We start from the raw sequence: 16911 nt of genomic DNA on the forward strand, positions 1-16911 counted from the left end.
CTGGTCAAGGCAAGTGGGTTTTTTGTAGGTTGGCGCCTATGACACGCGTTATGACCTCTCGCTGGATGCTGATTGCTGCCGTTCTGGCCCTTGCCACTGTGCTTGCGGCAGGAGTGTATCGCATAAGCCTGTCGCAGGGGATGTCGCAGCTTTCCAAACGGGGGCAGGCCGATCTGCGCTTGGCGGCGGACCGTTTGACAACGCAGCTGCAGGCCTATGCGCAACTGGCGGTCTTGCTGACCGAACACCCGCAAGTGCGCGCAGAGCTTGCAATCGGGTATGGGGAGCCATCAAATTTCCTGCGGCAAACGGCCGATAAGACAACAAGTTTTGCCATTGCGGTTCTGGATGCGCAGGGCCGCGAAGTGACCCATACAGGCGCGCCCCGATTGCAGCTGGATCACCGCAACAAACCTTATTTCATTCGCGCTATGACAGGCGCATTGGGCAGCTATCATCTGGTTGGTGCGCAAGGGGAGCGGTTGTTTCTTTATGCGGCACCTGTGTTTTCCTCCAGTGGACCAGCGATTGGGGCTGTGTTGATTGCGGTGGATATCGAAGGGGTCGAAAGCGGTTGGCGGGGGGACACGGCGGCGGTGTTTTTCCGTGACGAACTGGATGTGGTTTTCGTGACCAACCGATCAGAACTGGTGATGCGCCGCTTTGGTGCAGGCGAGGCGACCCAAGCCCTGACAGCTGAATATGCAGATGCCGATCTCTTGCCGTTTCCGCCCGTGACACCGCAGGTGATGTCGGGCCACGAGGTTTGGGAGATGGACTTTGGACCCTACATCCCACCGCGCGCTTTGCATTTGGTGCAACCTTTGCCGGTGATCGGGATGCAGGGCGAAGCATTGATCGATGTCGCGCCGGTGATGCGGTTGGCGCAATTGCAGGCGGGGTTCGCAGCGGCGCTGTGTCTGGTTTTCGGGTTGGGTCTGGTCATGGCGATGGAGCGTCGTCGCGTGCTGGCTTTGGCCAATGCGCAGTTGGAAGGGCGTGTAACACGCCGCACAGAAGAGCTTGAGAAGCTGAACATGGACTTGCGCGCTCAGGTCGCTGAACGGCAGGAAGCCGAAGCCGCCTTGCGCCGGGCCCAAAGCGATCTGGTGCAAGCTGGCAAGATGAGCGCCTTGGGCCAGATGTCGGCAGGCATCAGCCACGAGTTGAACCAACCGCTTATGGCTATCGGATCATTTGCCGAAAACGGACGCGCGTTTCTTGACAAAGGCGATACGGCGACGGCGCGTGACAATCTTGGGCGCATCGCCGAATTGTCGCGCCGCGCCGGGCGCATCATCAAAAACCTGCGCGCCTTTGCACGCAATGAAAGCGAACCTTTGGAGGACGTGAACCTTGTGGATGTCGTATCCGAGGCACTGGCCATTGCCGAGCCACGTCTGAGCGCCGAAGCCATCAAGCTGGATTGGACCCCACCCAATCATCCCGTCATCACCCGCGCAGGCCAGGTGCGCATGCAGCAGGTGCTTGTCAATTTGATCAGCAACGCCGCCGACGCGATGGCCGATAAGGAGCGGCGGGTGCTGACGATCACCCTGTCTGGGGGGGATGGTCAGGCGGTTTTGAAGGTGCGCGATACGGGCACAGGGCTGGAGGCACCAGACAAGTTGTTTGAGCCGTTTTACACCACCAAGGATATCGGGGCGGCCAACGGGATGGGACTTGGGCTGTCCATATCATATGGGCTGATCCAGAGCTTTGACGGGCAAATCATGGGCCGCAACCATCCACAGGGCGGGGCGGAATTTACCATCCATCTGCCCTTGTCCGAAGCGAGCCTTGCAGCATGACGCGCCCTGTCTTGATCATTGATGATGACGCCGATGTGCGCGACGCGATCGGACAAACACTTGCCTTGCATGGCTTTGAGCCTCATGTGGCCAGTTCTTTTGTCGTCGCCAAAGATAAGATTACCCGCTCATTCGAAGGTGTGGTGTTGACCGACATCAGGATGCCCGGTCGGGATGGGTATCATGTGCTGGAATACACCCGTGCCATTGATGCAGATTTGCCTGTTGTCTTGCTGACAGGCGAAGCCGATGTGCCCAAGGCCGTTCAGGCGATGCAGATGGGGGCCTTTGGCTTTCTTGAAAAACCCTGTCCTGCGGATGTTTTGACCGAGACTTTGGGAAAGGCCCAAGCACACCGCACCACGGCCCTGAAGCTACGCGCCCACAAGGCTGAACAAGAGACAGGCGATGCGGCGTCGCGCATGTTGTTTGGTGTCTCTGCGCAAAGCGAACGGATGCGCGATCAGGTTCGGCGCGTGGCGGCCGCGCGCGGTGACGTGTTAATCACGGGCGAGGCGGGCAGTGGCACATCAAAGGTGGCCGAGGTCGTTCATCTTTTGAGTGCAGGATCAGGTGCCCCGTTTGTCAAACGCGTCTGCGGCGGGCTGGACCCACTGGCGTTGCACGAAGCGATACAGGCCGCGAAAGGCGGCACGCTGTTTTTGGACGAGATTTGGGCGCTGCCGCCATCGTTGCAATCGGTGCTGGCCGATTGTCGGGAAGATGTCAGGTTGATCTTGGCGGCGGTGCGCGATTTGCGCGGTTTGGTGATGGAAGGCCAGTTCAACGGTGAATTGTTTTACCGCGTTGATCCGTTGACCATTGTCATCCCGCCGTTGCGATCCAGAAAAGAAGACATCCCTGTTTTGTTCAGCCACTACCTTGATCAGGCCTGTGAACACGGTGGCTTGGCGCGCCCTGATGTTCCGCCGCATGTGTTTGTCCAGCTGATGGCCGATGATTGGGAAGGCAATGCGCGAGCACTGCAATCGGCGGCGATGCGATATGCGCTTGGGGTCAGCGATTTGGCATCAGGCGGTGAGATGGGGCTGGCCGATCAGATGGTGCAGGTTGAACGGTCTTTGCTGGATCAGGCTTTGAAACGTCATCTGGGCCGCGCGTCAGATGTGGCAAAAGCCCTCAAACTGCCGCGTAAAACGCTCTATGACAAACTGGCCAAACACGGGCTTCGGCCCGAGGATTACCGCAAAGAGTAACGGTCATCAGGCTGTGCGGTTTTCCGCACAGTGGCGCTAACATCTGTGCGAAATCCCGCACATATATGGTTTTCGCCCAATCCGAATGTTTGGCAAGACGTTGATATTAAACAGATATACGAGGTTTACGCTCTTGTGCGATAACATGCTTGTGAGGATCGCTGGCGCAAGGTTTTCTTACCGCCGGATCGTCCTGTTCTATCGGGGCGCCGTTATCAATTGATGTCTAGGGAGGACACCCAATGAAATATCTTGCCGCTGCTGCGACTGCTGTCGCGCTGACGTTTTCGGCCACCGCAGGCCAAGCTGCCTGTGATGCTGGCGAAGTGGTTATCAAGTTCAGCCACGTAACCAACACCGACAAGCACCCCAAGGGGATTGCTGCATCGTTGCTGGAGCAACGCGTAAACGATGAAATGAATGGCAAAGCCTGCATGGAAGTCTTTGGCAACTCGACACTTTATAACGACGACAAAGTGCTTGAAGCGATGTTGCAGGGTGATGTTCAGCTGGCCGCACCGTCGCTGTCGAAGTTTGAAAAGTTCACCAAGCAGTTCCGCATTTTTGACCTGCCGTTCATGTTCAAAAACATCGAGGCGGTTGATGCGTTCCAAGCCTCGGACGCGGGTCAGGCGATGAAAGACAGCATGCAGCGCCGCGGCCTGCAAGGTCTGGCGTTCTGGCACAATGGCATGAAGCAGATGTCGGCCAATGTGCCGCTTGTTCTGCCGACAGATGCAGATGGCCTGAAATTCCGCGTGCAATCGTCTGACGTTCTGGTTGCGCAGATGGAAGCCATCGGTGGCTCGCCCCAGAAGATGGCGTTTTCGGAAGTTTATGGCGCGCTGCAGCAAGGTGTTGTGGACGGTCAGGAAAACACATGGTCGAACATCTTTGGACGTAAGTTTTTCGAAGTCCAGGACGGCGTGACCGAAACAAACCACGGCATCATCGACTATCTTGTTGTGGCCTCGGTTGACTGGCTTGAAGGTCTGGACGCCGATGTGCGCGACCAGTTCCTGACGATCCTGTCAGAAGTCACAGAAGCGCGGAACGGCGAAAGCTTCAAAGTCAACGAAGCGGCGAAGAACTCGATCGTTGAAGCAGGCGGCACCATCCGTCAGCTGACACCAGAGCAGCGCCAGCAGTGGGTCGATGCGATGAAACCCGTTTGGGCGCAATTCGCAGGCGACGTCGGTCAGGAAAACATCGACGCGGCACAAGCGATCAACGCAGGCTTCTAAGCCAATTCAGGGCATCCCGTTTCAGCGGGGTGCCCTTTGCTGTTTCACTGATATTTCAACACATCCAATTGGGGGCGGGGCAATGGCATCGCACGGGACAGGTGGGCCCACCGGGTTCATAGACACGATTGAAGAGACGCTTATCGCGGCTCTTTTAGGGGCCATGACACTGGTAACATTCGCCAATGTACTGGCGCGGTTTTTTGACATCTGGGGCGGCAACGTCCTTTGGGCGCTTGAGGCAACGGTCTTTATGTTTGGCTGGTTGGTTCTGCTTGGGGCCAGTTATGCGGTAAAGAAAAACGCACATCTGGGCGTGGATGCGCTGGTCAACATCATGCCACCGGCGGGACGCAAGGTGATGGGGCTTGTGGCCGTGTCTGCCTGCTTGGTGTTTTCGCTGCTGCTTTTGAAAGGGTGCTACGATTATTGGGCGGTGTTTGCGGATTTGCCGCCTACCTCTGGCCGCTGGTTCCCCACGGGGTTCAATTTCGATGCCCGTAGCCAATCCTTCTACGAGGTCGATGACGTGCCGATGCTGCCGTTCCTGACGTTCCTCGAAGGGGCCATTAACTACGGCGATGAATACGAAAAGCTGCCCAAGGTGGTGCCGTATCTGGTTTTGCCGCTGTCGGCTGCGCTGCTGCTGCTGCGCTTTACCCAAGCGGCCTTTCGCATCTTGAACGGAACGCAGGACCGTCTGGTCGCCAGCCACGAGTTGGACGAGGACGATATTGAAGACGCGGCCAACCGCGCAGACGAAGAGAAAGTCTAACCCATGGATGTTGTTCTTCTATTCACCATGGTCATCGGCCTGCTGATGATCGGTGTGCCGATTGCCGTGGCCCTTGGTCTGTCATCCACATTGTTTCTGCTGATGTTTTCGGACACCTCGCTGTCGTCGATCGCGGGGACATTGTTTGAGGCGTTTGAGGGCCACTTTACCTTGCTGGCCATCCCGTTTTTCGTGCTGGCATCCAGCTTTATGACGACAGGCGGTGTGGCGCGGCGGATCATCCGTTTCTCCATTGCCTGTGTCGGGCACCTTCCGGGCGGATTGGCGATTGCGGGTGTTTTTGCCTGTATGCTCTTTGCCGCGCTAAGCGGGTCATCGCCTGCAACCGTTGTTGCCATCGGCTCAATCGTGATCGCAGGGATGCGGCAGGTGGGCTATACCAAGGAGTTCGCGGCAGGTGTGATCTGTGTTGCTGGCACGCTCGGCATCCTGATCCCGCCGTCCATCGTGATGGTGGTCTATGCGGCGGCTGTTGAGGTTTCGGTGGGCCGCATGTTCCTTGCCGGTGTTCTGCCGGGGCTTTTGGCGGGCCTGATGCTGATGGTCACGATTTACGTGCTGGCCAAAGTGCGCAACCTTCCCAAAGGCGAATGGCTTGGGTGGGGCGAGATTGGACGCTCTGGCCTTGATGCGTTTTGGGGGCTGTTCCTGATCGTCATCATTCTGGGCGGCATCTACGGCGGTATCTTCACACCCACAGAAGCGGCGGCGGTTGCGGCGGTCTATTCGTTCTTTATCGCCAGCTTTGTCTACCGTGATATGGGGCCTTTGGCGACAACGGGGCCTGATGCCAACACATCGCTTTTACGCAAACCGTGGGCTGTGCTGACGGCGTTCGTGCATCCAGACACCAAGCAAACCCTGTTTGATGCGGGTAAACTGACGGTGACGCTTTTGTTCGTTATCGCCAACGCGCTGATCCTCAAGCATGTGCTGACCGACGAGCAAGTGCCCCAAAGCATTGCCGCAGCTATGTTGGATGCGGGCTTTGGTCCTGTGATGTTCCTTGTGATGGTCAACATCATCCTGCTGATCGGCGGGCAATTCATGGAGCCGTCGGGCCTGCTGGTCATTGTGGCGCCATTGGTGTTCCCCATTGCGATTGAGCTTGGGATTGATCCTATCCACCTTGGTATCATCATGGTTGTGAACATGGAGATCGGGATGATCACACCGCCTGTCGGGCTCAACCTCTTTGTGACCTCGGGCGTGGCGAAAATGCCGATGATGAGCGTTGTCAAAGCGGCGTTGCCGTTTTTGGCGGTGCTCTTTGTGTTCCTGATCATGATCACCTACATCCCGTGGATTTCGACGGTTCTGCCGAATTCGCTTATGGGGCCCGAGTTGATCCTGAATTAGAGAAGGGGGCCTGCGGGCCCCCTTTTTCGTGACGGTGTCTGATTTCAGATGCTGGCTTCGAGAGCTGAAATGATCGCACCAAAGTCCGCCGCCTTAAGGCTTGCGCCCCCCACCAAAGCGCCATCTACATTCGATACATCAAAGATGTCGCTTGCGTTGTCCGGCTTGACCGACCCGCCATAAAGGATGCGCACAGAACGGCCGACACCTTCGCCAAAGCGTCGTTCCAGCCGCATGCGGATAAAGTCATGGACTTCGCCGATCTGATCGAGGCTGGCGACTTTGCCTGTGCCAATGGCCCAAACAGGTTCATAGGCGACGACCAGGTTTTCACCTGTGGCATTGTCGGGGATAGACCCCGCCAGCTGCCCAATCAGAATATCGAGTGTGTTTTGCGCCTCGCGTTGGGCCAGCGTTTCACCGATGCAGACCACTGCAGTCAGACCTGCGTCCCATGCGGCACGGGTTTTGTCGCGGATACATGCATCGCTTTCACCGTGGTCAGTGCGCCGTTCCGAATGACCCGTCAGAACAAACCGTGCGCCTGCATCGGCAACCATGGCCGCGCTGATATCGCCTGTGTGTGCGCCGTTTTCATTTTGATGGCAGTCCTGCCCACCCGTCGCGATGGCGCTGTTTCCGATGGTCTGGCCCATACGGTGCAAAAGGGTGGCAGGGGGGCATAAAAGCACGTCGACTTTGGGGTTCGTGTGTGTTGCAAGCAGTGCCTCCACTTCGGTCAGCTCTGCACCACCGCCATTCATTTTCCAGTTTCCTGCCGCCAGTTTGCGTCGCATGGGTCGCCCTTTCAAAGTCCTCCCTTTACCCTTCGCAACTGTGTGTCATTGCGTCAAGGTAGATGCTTGGGGTAGGGATGTGCCACTTACGAAAGGCCAAGCTGATGATCCCCGAAATCGACGCGCAATTGCTGTTCGAGCAAGACCCTGCAACGCTTGCAAAAGTGCGTGATGCGGCACAGACGGTTGGATTTATGACGTTGCACAACACGGGCCTGTCCGCGCAGCAGGTCGATACAGTAATTGATCAATACCGCATGTTTTTTCGTCTGCCAGATACGGCCAAAGCACGGATCGATATGGCCAAGACGGGCTCAAATAGGGGGTGGGGCGGTGCAGGATCAGAACAGGTCGATCCAGACGCAAACCCTGACTACAAACAGGTGTTTGATTGCGGAGTCGAGGTGCCAGCGGAGGATGCACGCGCAAAGGTGCAGTTCTACGCGCCAAACCAATGGCCTGATCTGCCCTTAGGGTTCCAAGAGACGATTGAGGCGTATTTTGTGCAGGCGCGCAGCATCTCCATGCGGGTTTTGTCTGGTATCGCACGCGCCATTGGCCAAGATGCTGCGTTTTTCGATGATAAATTCGACACGCCGATGGCGCTGCTACGGGGCAATTACTATCCCGAACGTCCCGCATGGGCCGGTGCAAAGGATTTCGGAATTGCGACCCACACGGACTATGGTTGCCTGACGTTTTTGGCCACCGATGGGCAACCGGGATTGGAAGTACGCAAACGCGGGGGCGGCTGGATCCCTGTGCAAGCACAGCCAGGGACGTTCATCATCAATTTCGGCGAAATGCTTGAGATGTGGACAAACGGGGCCGTAAAAGCAACGCCGCACCGTGTTGTGGGCGGTGCCTTTGAACGCATTTCCGTGCCGCTTTTCTTTAACCCAAATGACGACACAAATGTCGCGCCTTTGGGTTCGGGCAAAGTCATCCGCGCAGGCGACCATCTATCTGCGCGCTACAATGAGACCTACGTCCATCTGCAAACGCATTAGATCGCGGACCACTTACTGGCCTGCGGTAAGTGCCTCGTCAAACTTGATGCTTTCGCCGCAACCACATGCGTCGGTGACATTCGGATTGCGGAACTTGAAGCCGCTTTCCAACAACGACACCTCGTAGTCGATCTCGGTCCCGAACAGGAACATCTGCGCCATAGGGGCGATCATTACCCGTGCGCCATCCACTTCAACAACCTCGTCCAAGGCATTGATTTCCGTGACATATTCCATGGTATATTCCATGCCCGCGCAGCCGCCCTTTTTAACGCCGATGCGCAGACCTTCGTGCTGGTCTTTTTCCATCAGCTTGGCGATTTGTGCAGATGCAGCAGGGGTCAGTGTGACCGCTTGTTTGCCTGGTATTCCGAACATTTCAAATGCTCCTTACATAAATCCCAGTTCAAGCCGGGCTTCGTCAGACATCATGTCCATGCCCCACTGGGGTTCCCAAACCAGATCAACCTGAACCTGCTTGATGCCTGCCAATGGCTCAACAGCGTCAGCGACCCAACCGGGCATTTCGCCCGCAACCGGACAGCCGGGGGCTGTGAGGGACATCAGGATATGAACCTCGTTCTCGTCGTTGATTTCGATGGTGTAGATCAGCCCCAGATCATAGATATTCACAGGGATTTCGGGGTCATACACCGTGCGGCAGGCATCCACGATATTGTCATACAGCGGATGCTCTGTGTTGGAAGGTTTGATGAGGGGGGTGCCCTCCATTGGCGTCGCGTCGTTCATGGCTCAGATGTCCTGTTTTCCTGACCAAATAGATAGGGATTTACGGCCCTGTCGTCTAGGGGCGTATCTGATCATTTTAATCAGCTTTTGCCAAAACGGGTCAGTGCCACCCCCGTCAGGGTGATTGCGACCGCCATGACTTTACCCAGATCAATCCGCTCTTTCATGATGAAAACACCGATACACAGCGCAAAAATGATAGATGTTTCGCGCAATGCGGTGACCAGTGGGATGGGGGCTTGGGTGAAGGCCCATACCACCATCGCGTAGGCAACAAAAGATGCACCCCCTGCCACAAGGGCGCGCGGGATGCCCTGTTTGCGCACCGCCCGCCACGTACCACGGCGCATGATTTCAACACCAATCGCATAGGTTAACCCCGTCCCAAGGGCCGACATGGCGAAGAACCCCACCGCACTGCCAGCCGCACGCGCGCCGTATCCGTCAACCAAGGAATACCCTGCGATAAAACAGCCCGTAATCAATGCCGAGCCTGCGGCAACAGGATTGCGCAGCCCGTCCATGCCGCGCACCAGTCCAAGCGACACGATGCCAATGCCGATCAAAAACACCCCAAGCAGTTCGGCCATCGCCAAACTGACGCCCAGAAATACCACACTTACGGCCGCGACAATCAAAGGTGCAGACCCACGCGCCAAAGGATAAACTTGGCTCAGATCGCCAAGCTGATACGACAGCGGAAGAAAGGCCTGATAGCCAAGATGCAAAACAATTGAGGCCACAAGATAGGGCCATGCCTCAAGCGCAGGCATTGGAAAAAACACCAAAGCAAGCCCTGCAAAGACAGATTGGCCAAGGCCCATTGCGACCATGCCCGCAAACTTATCACTGCCCGATTTGACCATCGCGTTCCACGTTGCATGTAACAGCGCGGCAAGAACGACGACGCAAAAAACCGTCAGTGTCATTTGGTTTTGCGCTTGCGCACTGGGGCAGGGCGCACGCGTTTTTCGATCGCATCATAGACCAGCGTGGCAATGTTTTTGCCCGTCGCTGTTTCGATCCCCTCAAGTCCCGGTGAGGAATTAACCTCCAACACCTTCGGTCCATCCGATGAGCGCAACAGATCCACCCCTGACATGCCCAGACCAAACGTGCGGCTGGCACGCAACGCGACATCGCGTTCTTCTTTGCTGATGCGCACCACTTTGGCGGTGCCGCCACGGTGCAGGTTGCTGCGAAAATCATCGCCCGCCGATGTGCGTTTCATGGCGGCGACGACTTTGCCGCCGATCACCAGACAACGGATGTCCTCGCCTGCGGCCTCCTTGACGAAATCCTGCACCAAAAAGCTGGCTTTCAGGCCGCGAAAGGCATCAATCACGGATTCTGCGGCCTTTTTCGTTTCTGCCAGAACAACGCCTTTGCCTTGGGTGCTTTCCAGCAGTTTCACGATCAGCGGGGCCGTTCCCACAAGGCTGATCAAATTGGCGGTATCTTTGGGCGAGGCGGCAAAGGCGGTCGTGGGCATGCCGATCCGCGCGCGTGCCAACATCTGGTGGGCGTAAAGTTTGTCGCGGCTGGCGGTGATCCCATCTGCGCCGTTCACGCAATAGGTGCCAAGGGTCTCGAACTGACGCACGATGGCAGTGCCATAGCTGGTGATGGATGCGCCCACACGTGGAATGACGGCATCAAAGCGCGGCAGCCGTTTGCCATCATAATACACCTCGGGGCTGGTGGCATTGATCGCCATGTAGCAGCGGGTGGTGTCAATCACCTCGACACCGTGACCGCGTTTTTCGCCCTCTTCCACAAGTCGGCGGGTTGAATAGTTGTTTTCACGCGACAGCACCGCGATGCGCAGGGCGCGGTTTGGTGCAGTCTCACGGACGCGTTTGGTGTGATAGACATCGTGGCTCAGCTCTGGCTGGCAAAACCGGTCACCGGGCGCCACGGTCACCCCGTCACCAAGCGCCTGGCGCCCCAAGAGCATCCGGTAATTCATGTTAGAACGATTGGTCAGCGTGACCTCGATGGGCCATGTACGGTCGCCCATTTCCACCATCGTTTCAATCACATAGCGCATCTCGCTTTCGCCATTGGACGATGTCACCTCGCGCTGGTCTTTGATGTCGGCGGAACATGCGATCACCAGATCAGGACGGGTCGGAATGGGTTGCACCATGAACCGAACACGCGGGCGGGTGCGCCCAAAAGGTTCAATGTCAAACGCATGCAGCGCGCTGGTCTTGGCGCCCGTATCTACCTTGGCACGCAAAGCGGGCAGCCCCAGATCGGGCAGGGACAGCCATTCCTCCCAACCAACGCGGATGTCGTCTTGATCGCTCATTTTTATGACCTGCTTGGCTTCCAAGTTTTGGACTGTAGCAAGCACGATGGCCGCTCACAATGTGGATTAACTTTCAGGGTCGATAAACAAGGCGCGCAACTGGAGTTGGGTTGCCAAAACGCGCGCCTGCCATTGGGCCATATCGTCATCGTTTCGGCGCGGCCAACTCACTTGGACGACAAGACTGTCCCCGAATGTGAAAGCGGCAAGGCATGCTTGGGCTTCACACACCAACGGGATGGCCGAAAAAGGGGGCTGCTGTTCAAGAAGGCAAATGCGGACCTCTTCTTGTTCAAGGCAGGCCATTCCAGCGGGCAAATTGTCGATGGCGGGGACCTGTCCGTCCAGCGCCTTCATCACCTTTTTGATGGGGTGGACGAATTGCGATGTCGCAGCCATTGCACTGGCGATGGACAGGCGGATCGGCGCATCTGGTAACTGATCCAGCAGGGACGGCGACAGATCACCGATTGCCATCGTGCGATATGAGTTTGCGTCCTGCACCGGGGTTGGTTGGCAGAACTGCGCGGCCTTTGGCGTTGGCAATCGCGTCGGCTTGACCCCGCTGGCTGTGATCTCGTAGCCATCGACGGGCGCACAAGTGGCCGCACCCAAACCGGGTGACGGCAGCGTGCTCCAAATGGCAAGGGCCGCCAGAAATGTAAGAACAGATCGCATGGCGCTTGGCTAGGCATGTAATTTGACCTAAGTGGGGCGGGCATTGGGCATTACTGGATTTCACCATGACCACTCCCTTTTCATTTGATCTGCACCATACCGATGGCAAGGCGCGTACAGGCGTCATCCACACACCGCGCGGCGATATTCGCACGCCTGCGTTCATGCCCGTGGGCACCGCTGCCACGGTCAAAGCGATGATGCCCGAAAGCGTGGCCGCCACAGGCGCGGATATCTTGCTTGGCAACACCTATCACTTAATGCTGCGGCCCACCGCCGAACGAATTGATCGGCTTGGCGGGCTGCATAAATTTATGAATTGGGACAAGCCGATCCTGACCGACAGCGGCGGGTTTCAGGTGATGAGCCTTGCTGACCTGCGCAAGCTGACCGAAGATGGTGTGACGTTCAAATCCCACATCGATGGATCCAAACACATGCTGTCGCCCGAACGCTCGATGGAGATCCAAAAGCTGCTCGGTTCTGACATTGTTATGTGTTTCGATGAATGTCCTGCTCTGCCTGCGGATAAGACGCGTATCGCCGAAAGCATGCGGCTGTCGATGCGGTGGGCCGATCGCTCGCGCACGGCCTTTGGCGACCGCCCGGGCTATGCACTCTTTGGGATCCAGCAAGGGGGCTTGGAAGAAGACCTGCGCGCCGAAAGCGCCGAGGCGCTTCAAAGCATCGGGTTCGAGGGGTACGCAGTGGGCGGGCTGGCCGTGGGCGAAGGCCAAGAGGCGATGTTTGGCTGTCTTGACTATGCGCCTGATCAACTGCCCGTGGACAAGCCGCGCTACCTGATGGGCGTGGGCAAGCCCGATGACATTGTCGGTGCCGTAAAGCGCGGTATCGACATGATGGATTGCGTTTTGCCGTCGCGATCAGGGCGTACGGGGCAGGTGTTTACGCGCAACGGGGTGGTGAACATCAAGAACGCGCGCCACGCCGATGATCCGCGCCCATTGGATGAAAACTGCACGTGCCCTGCATGCGCAAACTACTCACGGGCTTACTTGCATCACGTGTTCCGCGCCCAAGAGATGATCTCCGGCATGCTGCTGACATGGCACAACCTGCACTATTTTCAGGAAATCATGGCAGGCATGCGCGCAGCAATTGCGGGCGGCACTTTTGACGCATGGGAGCGTGATTTCCACGCCACCCGCGCCCAAGGCGATATCGAGCCGCTTTAGGCCACGACCACAATCGCCCATCCTACGGCGGCAATTTGTGCAAGTTGCAAGACAACCGACACCCCGTGCAGCCGTTTGAACGCAGATGTCTGCCCTGCGTCGGTTGCGGCGTTAATGCGATGCATCAGGCTCTGACGTGCATAAAGTGTCGTCACTGCGACTGCCCCAAGCACCACCGCAGCCTGCCAATTCACGGCGATCAGTACCGCCCCGCAGAGCGCCGACAGCACAATCATTGCAAGGTAGTAATAGGGAAAACTGCCCCGAATGGCGCGACGGGCCTCGGCCTTGTCAAACAGCTTGAACATCAGCACGGCAAATCCGAACGAAAACAGCACCATCCCGCCAAAGGTTGTGCTGAGCAAAAGAAGAGCAATCATATCCATGCCCTGCCAGATAGGTTAGGCGCGTGGCTTGTCCAACTGCCACTGCAAATGCGTTTTGACGACGGGCCATTCGCTCTCGATAACTGAGTATACGGCCGTGTCGCGATGCCCTGTGCCTTGCGTTTTCATGTGATTGCGCAAGATGCCATCCAGCTGTGCGCCAAGCCGTTCAATCGCGCGGCGCGACTGGCTGTTCAAACGGTGGGTGCGAAACTCGACCGCGATGCAGCCAAGCACTTCAAACGCATGGGCCAACATCAAAAGCTTGGCTTGCGTGTTCCACGGCCCGCGTTGAATGTCTTTGCCCAACCACGTCGATCCAATCTCAACGCGGGCATTGTCCACGTCGATATTCATATAGGTTGTCATGCCCATCGCCTGGCCTGTCTGCTGATCCACCACCGCAAAGGCCCGCATGTCTGACAAGGCATTGCGCCGTTCAATTTCGGCGGCCATGCCGTCGACTGACGGCACCCAAGTATACCACAGACCCTGCAAATCCGCAGCCGCCTGTTGCAGATCGGCACAATGCCTCTGCGCAAGCGGTTCCAGGCGCACATAGGTGCCGGTCAAGGTCACAGGGTCAGGCCAAACACAATGTCCCATCGTCTATCTTCTTTTGTTTATAAATATCCAAAAAGAAGGCGGGCTTTTGCCCGCCTTCTTTAGAATTTTATCAGAAAATTCTGGTCTACTGAAGATCCGCTGCGCGGGCGGCGCCGATCTGTGCTTCTGCGTCCGCAACAGCGGCTTTGAGCGCCTCAAGGATGCGCTCGCCGCCGTCTACATTTTCAACGAACCAACCCTGAACAGGCTCGGCTGCTGCTGCAAATGTTGCTTTTTCCTCAGGTGTCAGCACATAAAGATCACCGCCACCTTCGACAAATGCGGCATAGGCTTCGATTGATTTCCGCTTTGGCGAGGCGAATGTCGCTTGTTGCAGGGCATAAAAGCCATCGACCACAACACGGCGCATGTCTTCTGGCATCGCCATGAACTTGTCGTTGCTCATCCACCACAGCGCACCCATGTAAGCGTGGCCGTCCAGCGTGACGTATTGCAGGCCGGCATCGGGGAACTTCATGCCCATGATGTCGGTGATGCCGTTCTTGGATCCGTCCACAACACCTGTTTGGAAGGATGTGAACAGCTCTGGCCACGGGATCGGCGTGGGCGATGCGCCCAAGGCACGGACCAGCTCTTGGGGCAGATCGGCCACAACGGTGCGAATTTTCAGACCGTCAAAATCTGCAGGGGCGGCCAGGCGGCGTTTGGTGTTGGCAAAGTTGCGCCAGCCGCCAGTGTTACCGATGGTCATCAGGCGGATTTTGTTATCGCTGTCTTCCAAAGCCATCTCGCGCATGGTGCGCACGAAATCACCCGATAAAACATGCTCTGCCACGCGGTCGTCGGCCATTAGATAGGGCAGGTCGAGGACTTGCACATACGGGAAGATGCCAGCTGCACCACCCGAGGTCGAGATATAGACGTCGATTGAGCCATCAGCCACGCCCTGCAAGCATTCTGCACCCTTGCTGCACAGCTGCGTGCCGATGAACAGCTCAACAGCAATTTTGCCGTTGGAGGCCGCTTCGACATAGTTTTTGAACACGACCAGACCGTCATAGTCCTCGTCGTTCTCGTTCGAGTTCGCTGTGGCGCGAATGGTGTATTCGGCATGGCCCGCGGCAAAGCTGGCAAGCGTTGAGCCTGCCAGCATGGCCGCGCCAATGGCGGCGGTTGTCAGGTGTTTCAGCATAGTGGTTCCTCCCTAGGATTATTGGATGCTGTGTTATTGAACGAAGCCCGTCAAGCGGGGGATCGTCATGGAAATGGCAGGCACAAAGGTGATCAGGAAGATCACAAAAACTTCGACTGCCAAAAACGGTAGAATGGCCTTGGAGATGGTTTCAACCTTTTCACGACTGACGGTTGAGGCCACAAAAAGCACCAGGCCCATCGGCGGGGTGGCCAGACCGACAGTCAGGTTCACGCTCATGATGATCGCGAAATGCACAGGATGCACGCCAAGCTCTGTAAAGATCGGACCGAGGATTGGACCAAGGATGATGATCGCAGGCCCTGCATCCAAAAACATGCCCACGATGAACAGCAGGATGTTGATCAAGAACAGCAAGACCAAGGGGTTCTCGGACAACCCCAAGATAAACTCGGTCAGGATTTGGGGGGCAAAAGACAGCGCCACAACCGTTTTGAACGCAACCGCTGCACCGACCAAAAGCAACACCGCAGACGAGGCCAGCGCAGAGCGCGCGATGACGGGCCACAGATCCTTAAGGGTCATCGCCTTGAGCACGAAAAAGCTGACGATCAACGCATAGGCCACCGCAATGGCCGAGGCCTCGGTTGGCGTCATGACGCCTGCAAGAATACCGCCCAAGATAATGATCGGCGTTTGCAGCGGGGCGACGGCTTTTTTGCATACCATGCGAAAGTCATGATCGACCCGCTTGCGGTAGCCCATCAACATGACATGCGCGGCGACCAGAAGCACAAGGAACATAGCCCACCCCGGAACGGTATCAGGCGCGATCCATGCCGCCAGCGCATACATCAGACCCGCAAAATTCAAGCGTAGCAGGGCAAAGCTGACCCAGTATTCACGGGTGCTGATTGTCTGGTTCACATGCACGATACGTTCGGCCTTGGGCAGGTCATAGCGATCGGCCATCAGACGCACCATCACCATCAACCCCACGCCAACCAAGATACCCGGGACAATGCCTGCCAGAAACAACGCCGCAACGCTTTCGCCCATGACATAGGCATAAATGATCATAATGCCCGACGGCGGAATGATCGGTCCAATCACAGAGGATGCAGCGGTGATGGCGGCTGCAAATTTGCGGCTATATCCGTTCTTTTCCATCGCAGGGATCAGCGTCGACCCAAGCGCAGAGGTGTCCGCCACAGCCGATCCGGACAGGCCCGCAAACAGGATGGATGACAAGATATTCACATGCGCCAAGCCGCCCCGCAGATGCCCCATAAAGGCTTGCGAAAATTCAACCAGACGGGTGGTGATGCCGCCGCGGTTCATGACCTCTCCGGCCAGCATAAAGAAGGGCAGAGCCATCAGTGGAAAGCTATCAATCCCATTGTAGAGGTTGCGATAAAGCACGCCTAGCTGGTTTTCCTGACCGTCCAGAACCACCAATGCGCCAGGGGCCAGCAACAGACCAAAGACAACAGGAAAGCCGATCATCAGCAGCACAAGGAATACAGGCAGAAACCAGATCAGCATTGAAGCGCCCTCCAGCAAGGGGCGTGGGCTGAAGCCCACCTTACGCGGGCGGCATGTAAGGTGGATTTCAATCCACCCGCGATGATCG

The 16911-nt window shown here is 57.0% G+C and carries 17 protein-coding genes; 7 read left to right on the top strand and 10 right to left on the bottom strand.

Going from position 1 to position 16911, the window contains the following annotated elements:
• Positions 1-38: 38 nt before the first annotated feature.
• The 5 genes from L1065_RS11510 (at position 39) to L1065_RS11530 (ending at position 6427) form a co-directional block, all read left to right on the top strand.
• Complete coding sequence (locus L1065_RS11510; protein WP_237095619.1) at positions 39-1811, top strand: ATP-binding protein; 1773 nt, start codon at positions 39-41, stop codon at positions 1809-1811.
• Positions 1808-3028 (top strand): sigma-54 dependent transcriptional regulator, encoded by a 1221-nt coding sequence (locus L1065_RS11515; RefSeq protein ID WP_237095620.1) that lies wholly within the window; start codon positions 1808-1810, stop codon positions 3026-3028. The genes L1065_RS11510 and L1065_RS11515 overlap by 4 nt, the downstream gene beginning before the upstream one ends.
• A 242-nt stretch (positions 3029-3270) precedes the next feature.
• Complete coding sequence (locus L1065_RS11520; protein ID WP_237095621.1) at positions 3271-4272, top strand: DctP family TRAP transporter solute-binding subunit; 1002 nt, start codon at positions 3271-3273, stop codon at positions 4270-4272.
• A gap of 82 nt (positions 4273-4354) precedes the next feature.
• A complete protein-coding gene (locus tag L1065_RS11525; RefSeq protein ID WP_237095622.1) occupies positions 4355-5047 on the top strand; it encodes a TRAP transporter small permease in 693 nt (230 codons plus the stop codon).
• A gap of 3 nt (positions 5048-5050) precedes the next feature.
• Complete coding sequence (locus tag L1065_RS11530; RefSeq protein WP_237095623.1) at positions 5051-6427, top strand: TRAP transporter large permease; 1377 nt, start codon at positions 5051-5053, stop codon at positions 6425-6427.
• Between the two features lie 44 nt (positions 6428-6471).
• Here L1065_RS11530 and tpiA read toward each other — a convergent pair whose 3' ends face one another.
• Positions 6472-7224, bottom strand: coding sequence for a triose-phosphate isomerase (tpiA, locus tag L1065_RS11535; RefSeq protein WP_237095624.1), 753 nt, complete (start codon positions 7222-7224; stop codon positions 6472-6474).
• A 104-nt stretch (positions 7225-7328) separates the two neighbouring features.
• Between tpiA and L1065_RS11540 the strand changes: the two genes are divergently transcribed.
• Positions 7329-8234, top strand: a complete 906-nt coding sequence (locus L1065_RS11540) for an isopenicillin N synthase family oxygenase (protein ID WP_237095625.1) — start codon at positions 7329-7331, stop codon at positions 8232-8234.
• 12 nt (positions 8235-8246) lie between these two features.
• On the opposite strand, the gene L1065_RS11545 is transcribed toward L1065_RS11540, so the two are convergent.
• From L1065_RS11545 to L1065_RS11565, 5 genes are all read right to left on the bottom strand, one after another.
• Complete coding sequence (locus L1065_RS11545; RefSeq protein ID WP_237095626.1) at positions 8247-8612, bottom strand: iron-sulfur cluster assembly accessory protein; 366 nt, start codon at positions 8610-8612, stop codon at positions 8247-8249.
• Between the two features lie 12 nt (positions 8613-8624).
• Positions 8625-8984 (bottom strand): SUF system Fe-S cluster assembly protein, encoded by a 360-nt coding sequence (locus L1065_RS11550; RefSeq protein ID WP_237095627.1) that lies wholly within the window; start codon positions 8982-8984, stop codon positions 8625-8627.
• Positions 8985-9064: 80 nt separating this feature from the next.
• Entirely contained in the window at positions 9065-9913 is an 849-nt protein-coding gene (locus L1065_RS11555) for a DMT family transporter (RefSeq protein ID WP_237095628.1), read from the bottom strand.
• Positions 9910-11298 carry a 30S ribosomal protein S6--L-glutamate ligase gene (gene rimK, locus L1065_RS11560; protein ID WP_237095629.1) on the bottom strand — a complete coding sequence of 463 codons (1389 nt, stop codon included), beginning with the start codon at positions 11296-11298 and terminating at the stop codon, positions 9910-9912. Before rimK ends, L1065_RS11555 begins: the two co-directional genes overlap by 4 nt.
• 66 nt (positions 11299-11364) lie before the next feature.
• Positions 11365-11976, bottom strand: coding sequence for a hypothetical protein (locus L1065_RS11565; RefSeq protein WP_237095630.1), 612 nt, complete (start codon positions 11974-11976; stop codon positions 11365-11367).
• A 65-nt stretch (positions 11977-12041) separates the two neighbouring features.
• On the opposite strand from L1065_RS11565, the gene tgt reads away from it, so the two are divergent.
• A complete protein-coding gene (gene tgt, locus L1065_RS11570) occupies positions 12042-13172 on the top strand; it encodes a tRNA guanosine(34) transglycosylase Tgt (protein WP_237095631.1) in 1131 nt (376 codons plus the stop codon).
• Here the strand turns inward: tgt and L1065_RS11575 are convergent.
• The 4 genes from L1065_RS11575 to L1065_RS11590 all read right to left on the bottom strand — a co-directional run bounded on the left by L1065_RS11575 (position 13169) and on the right by L1065_RS11590 (position 16823).
• Entirely contained in the window at positions 13169-13558 is a 390-nt protein-coding gene (locus L1065_RS11575) for a DUF4149 domain-containing protein (protein ID WP_237095632.1), read from the bottom strand. The two genes, tgt and L1065_RS11575, sit on opposite strands and share 4 nt — an antisense overlap.
• Positions 13559-13573: 15 nt before the next feature.
• Positions 13574-14164 (bottom strand): GNAT family N-acetyltransferase, encoded by a 591-nt coding sequence (locus L1065_RS11580; RefSeq protein WP_237095633.1) that lies wholly within the window; start codon positions 14162-14164, stop codon positions 13574-13576.
• 85 nt (positions 14165-14249) lie between these two features.
• Positions 14250-15317 (bottom strand): TRAP transporter substrate-binding protein DctP, encoded by a 1068-nt coding sequence (dctP, locus tag L1065_RS11585; RefSeq protein ID WP_237095634.1) that lies wholly within the window; start codon positions 15315-15317, stop codon positions 14250-14252.
• A gap of 33 nt (positions 15318-15350) precedes the next feature.
• A complete protein-coding gene (locus L1065_RS11590; RefSeq protein WP_237095635.1) occupies positions 15351-16823 on the bottom strand; it encodes a TRAP transporter large permease in 1473 nt (490 codons plus the stop codon).
• Positions 16824-16911: the final 88 nt, after the last annotated feature.

It is taken from the genome of Nereida sp. MMG025 (assembly GCF_021654165.1).
Taxonomy (GTDB): Bacteria; Pseudomonadota; Alphaproteobacteria; order Rhodobacterales; family Rhodobacteraceae; genus Nereida.

Coding starts and splice junctions, on each gene's coding strand:
- L1065_RS11545 (WP_237095626.1), bottom strand. CDS start 8,612: ATGTTCGGAATACCAGGCAAACAAGCGGTCACACTGACCCCTGCTGCA.
- L1065_RS11565 (WP_237095630.1), bottom strand. CDS start 11,976: ATGCGATCTGTTCTTACATTTCTGGCGGCCCTTGCCATTTGGAGCACG.
- L1065_RS11550 (WP_237095627.1), bottom strand. CDS start 8,984: ATGAACGACGCGACGCCAATGGAGGGCACCCCCCTCATCAAACCTTCC.
- L1065_RS11590 (WP_237095635.1), bottom strand. CDS start 16,823: ATGCTGATCTGGTTTCTGCCTGTATTCCTTGTGCTGCTGATGATCGGC.
- tgt (WP_237095631.1), top strand. CDS start 12,042: ATGACCACTCCCTTTTCATTTGATCTGCACCATACCGATGGCAAGGCG.
- L1065_RS11555 (WP_237095628.1), bottom strand. CDS start 9,913: ATGACACTGACGGTTTTTTGCGTCGTCGTTCTTGCCGCGCTGTTACAT.
- L1065_RS11525 (WP_237095622.1), top strand. CDS start 4,355: ATGGCATCGCACGGGACAGGTGGGCCCACCGGGTTCATAGACACGATT.
- L1065_RS11530 (WP_237095623.1), top strand. CDS start 5,051: ATGGATGTTGTTCTTCTATTCACCATGGTCATCGGCCTGCTGATGATC.
- L1065_RS11510 (WP_237095619.1), top strand. CDS start 39: ATGACACGCGTTATGACCTCTCGCTGGATGCTGATTGCTGCCGTTCTG.
- dctP (WP_237095634.1), bottom strand. CDS start 15,317: ATGCTGAAACACCTGACAACCGCCGCCATTGGCGCGGCCATGCTGGCA.
- L1065_RS11575 (WP_237095632.1), bottom strand. CDS start 13,558: ATGGATATGATTGCTCTTCTTTTGCTCAGCACAACCTTTGGCGGGATG.
- L1065_RS11515 (WP_237095620.1), top strand. CDS start 1,808: ATGACGCGCCCTGTCTTGATCATTGATGATGACGCCGATGTGCGCGAC.
- L1065_RS11580 (WP_237095633.1), bottom strand. CDS start 14,164: ATGGGACATTGTGTTTGGCCTGACCCTGTGACCTTGACCGGCACCTAT.
- L1065_RS11540 (WP_237095625.1), top strand. CDS start 7,329: ATGATCCCCGAAATCGACGCGCAATTGCTGTTCGAGCAAGACCCTGCA.
- L1065_RS11520 (WP_237095621.1), top strand. CDS start 3,271: ATGAAATATCTTGCCGCTGCTGCGACTGCTGTCGCGCTGACGTTTTCG.
- tpiA (WP_237095624.1), bottom strand. CDS start 7,224: ATGCGACGCAAACTGGCGGCAGGAAACTGGAAAATGAATGGCGGTGGT.
- rimK (WP_237095629.1), bottom strand. CDS start 11,298: ATGAGCGATCAAGACGACATCCGCGTTGGTTGGGAGGAATGGCTGTCC.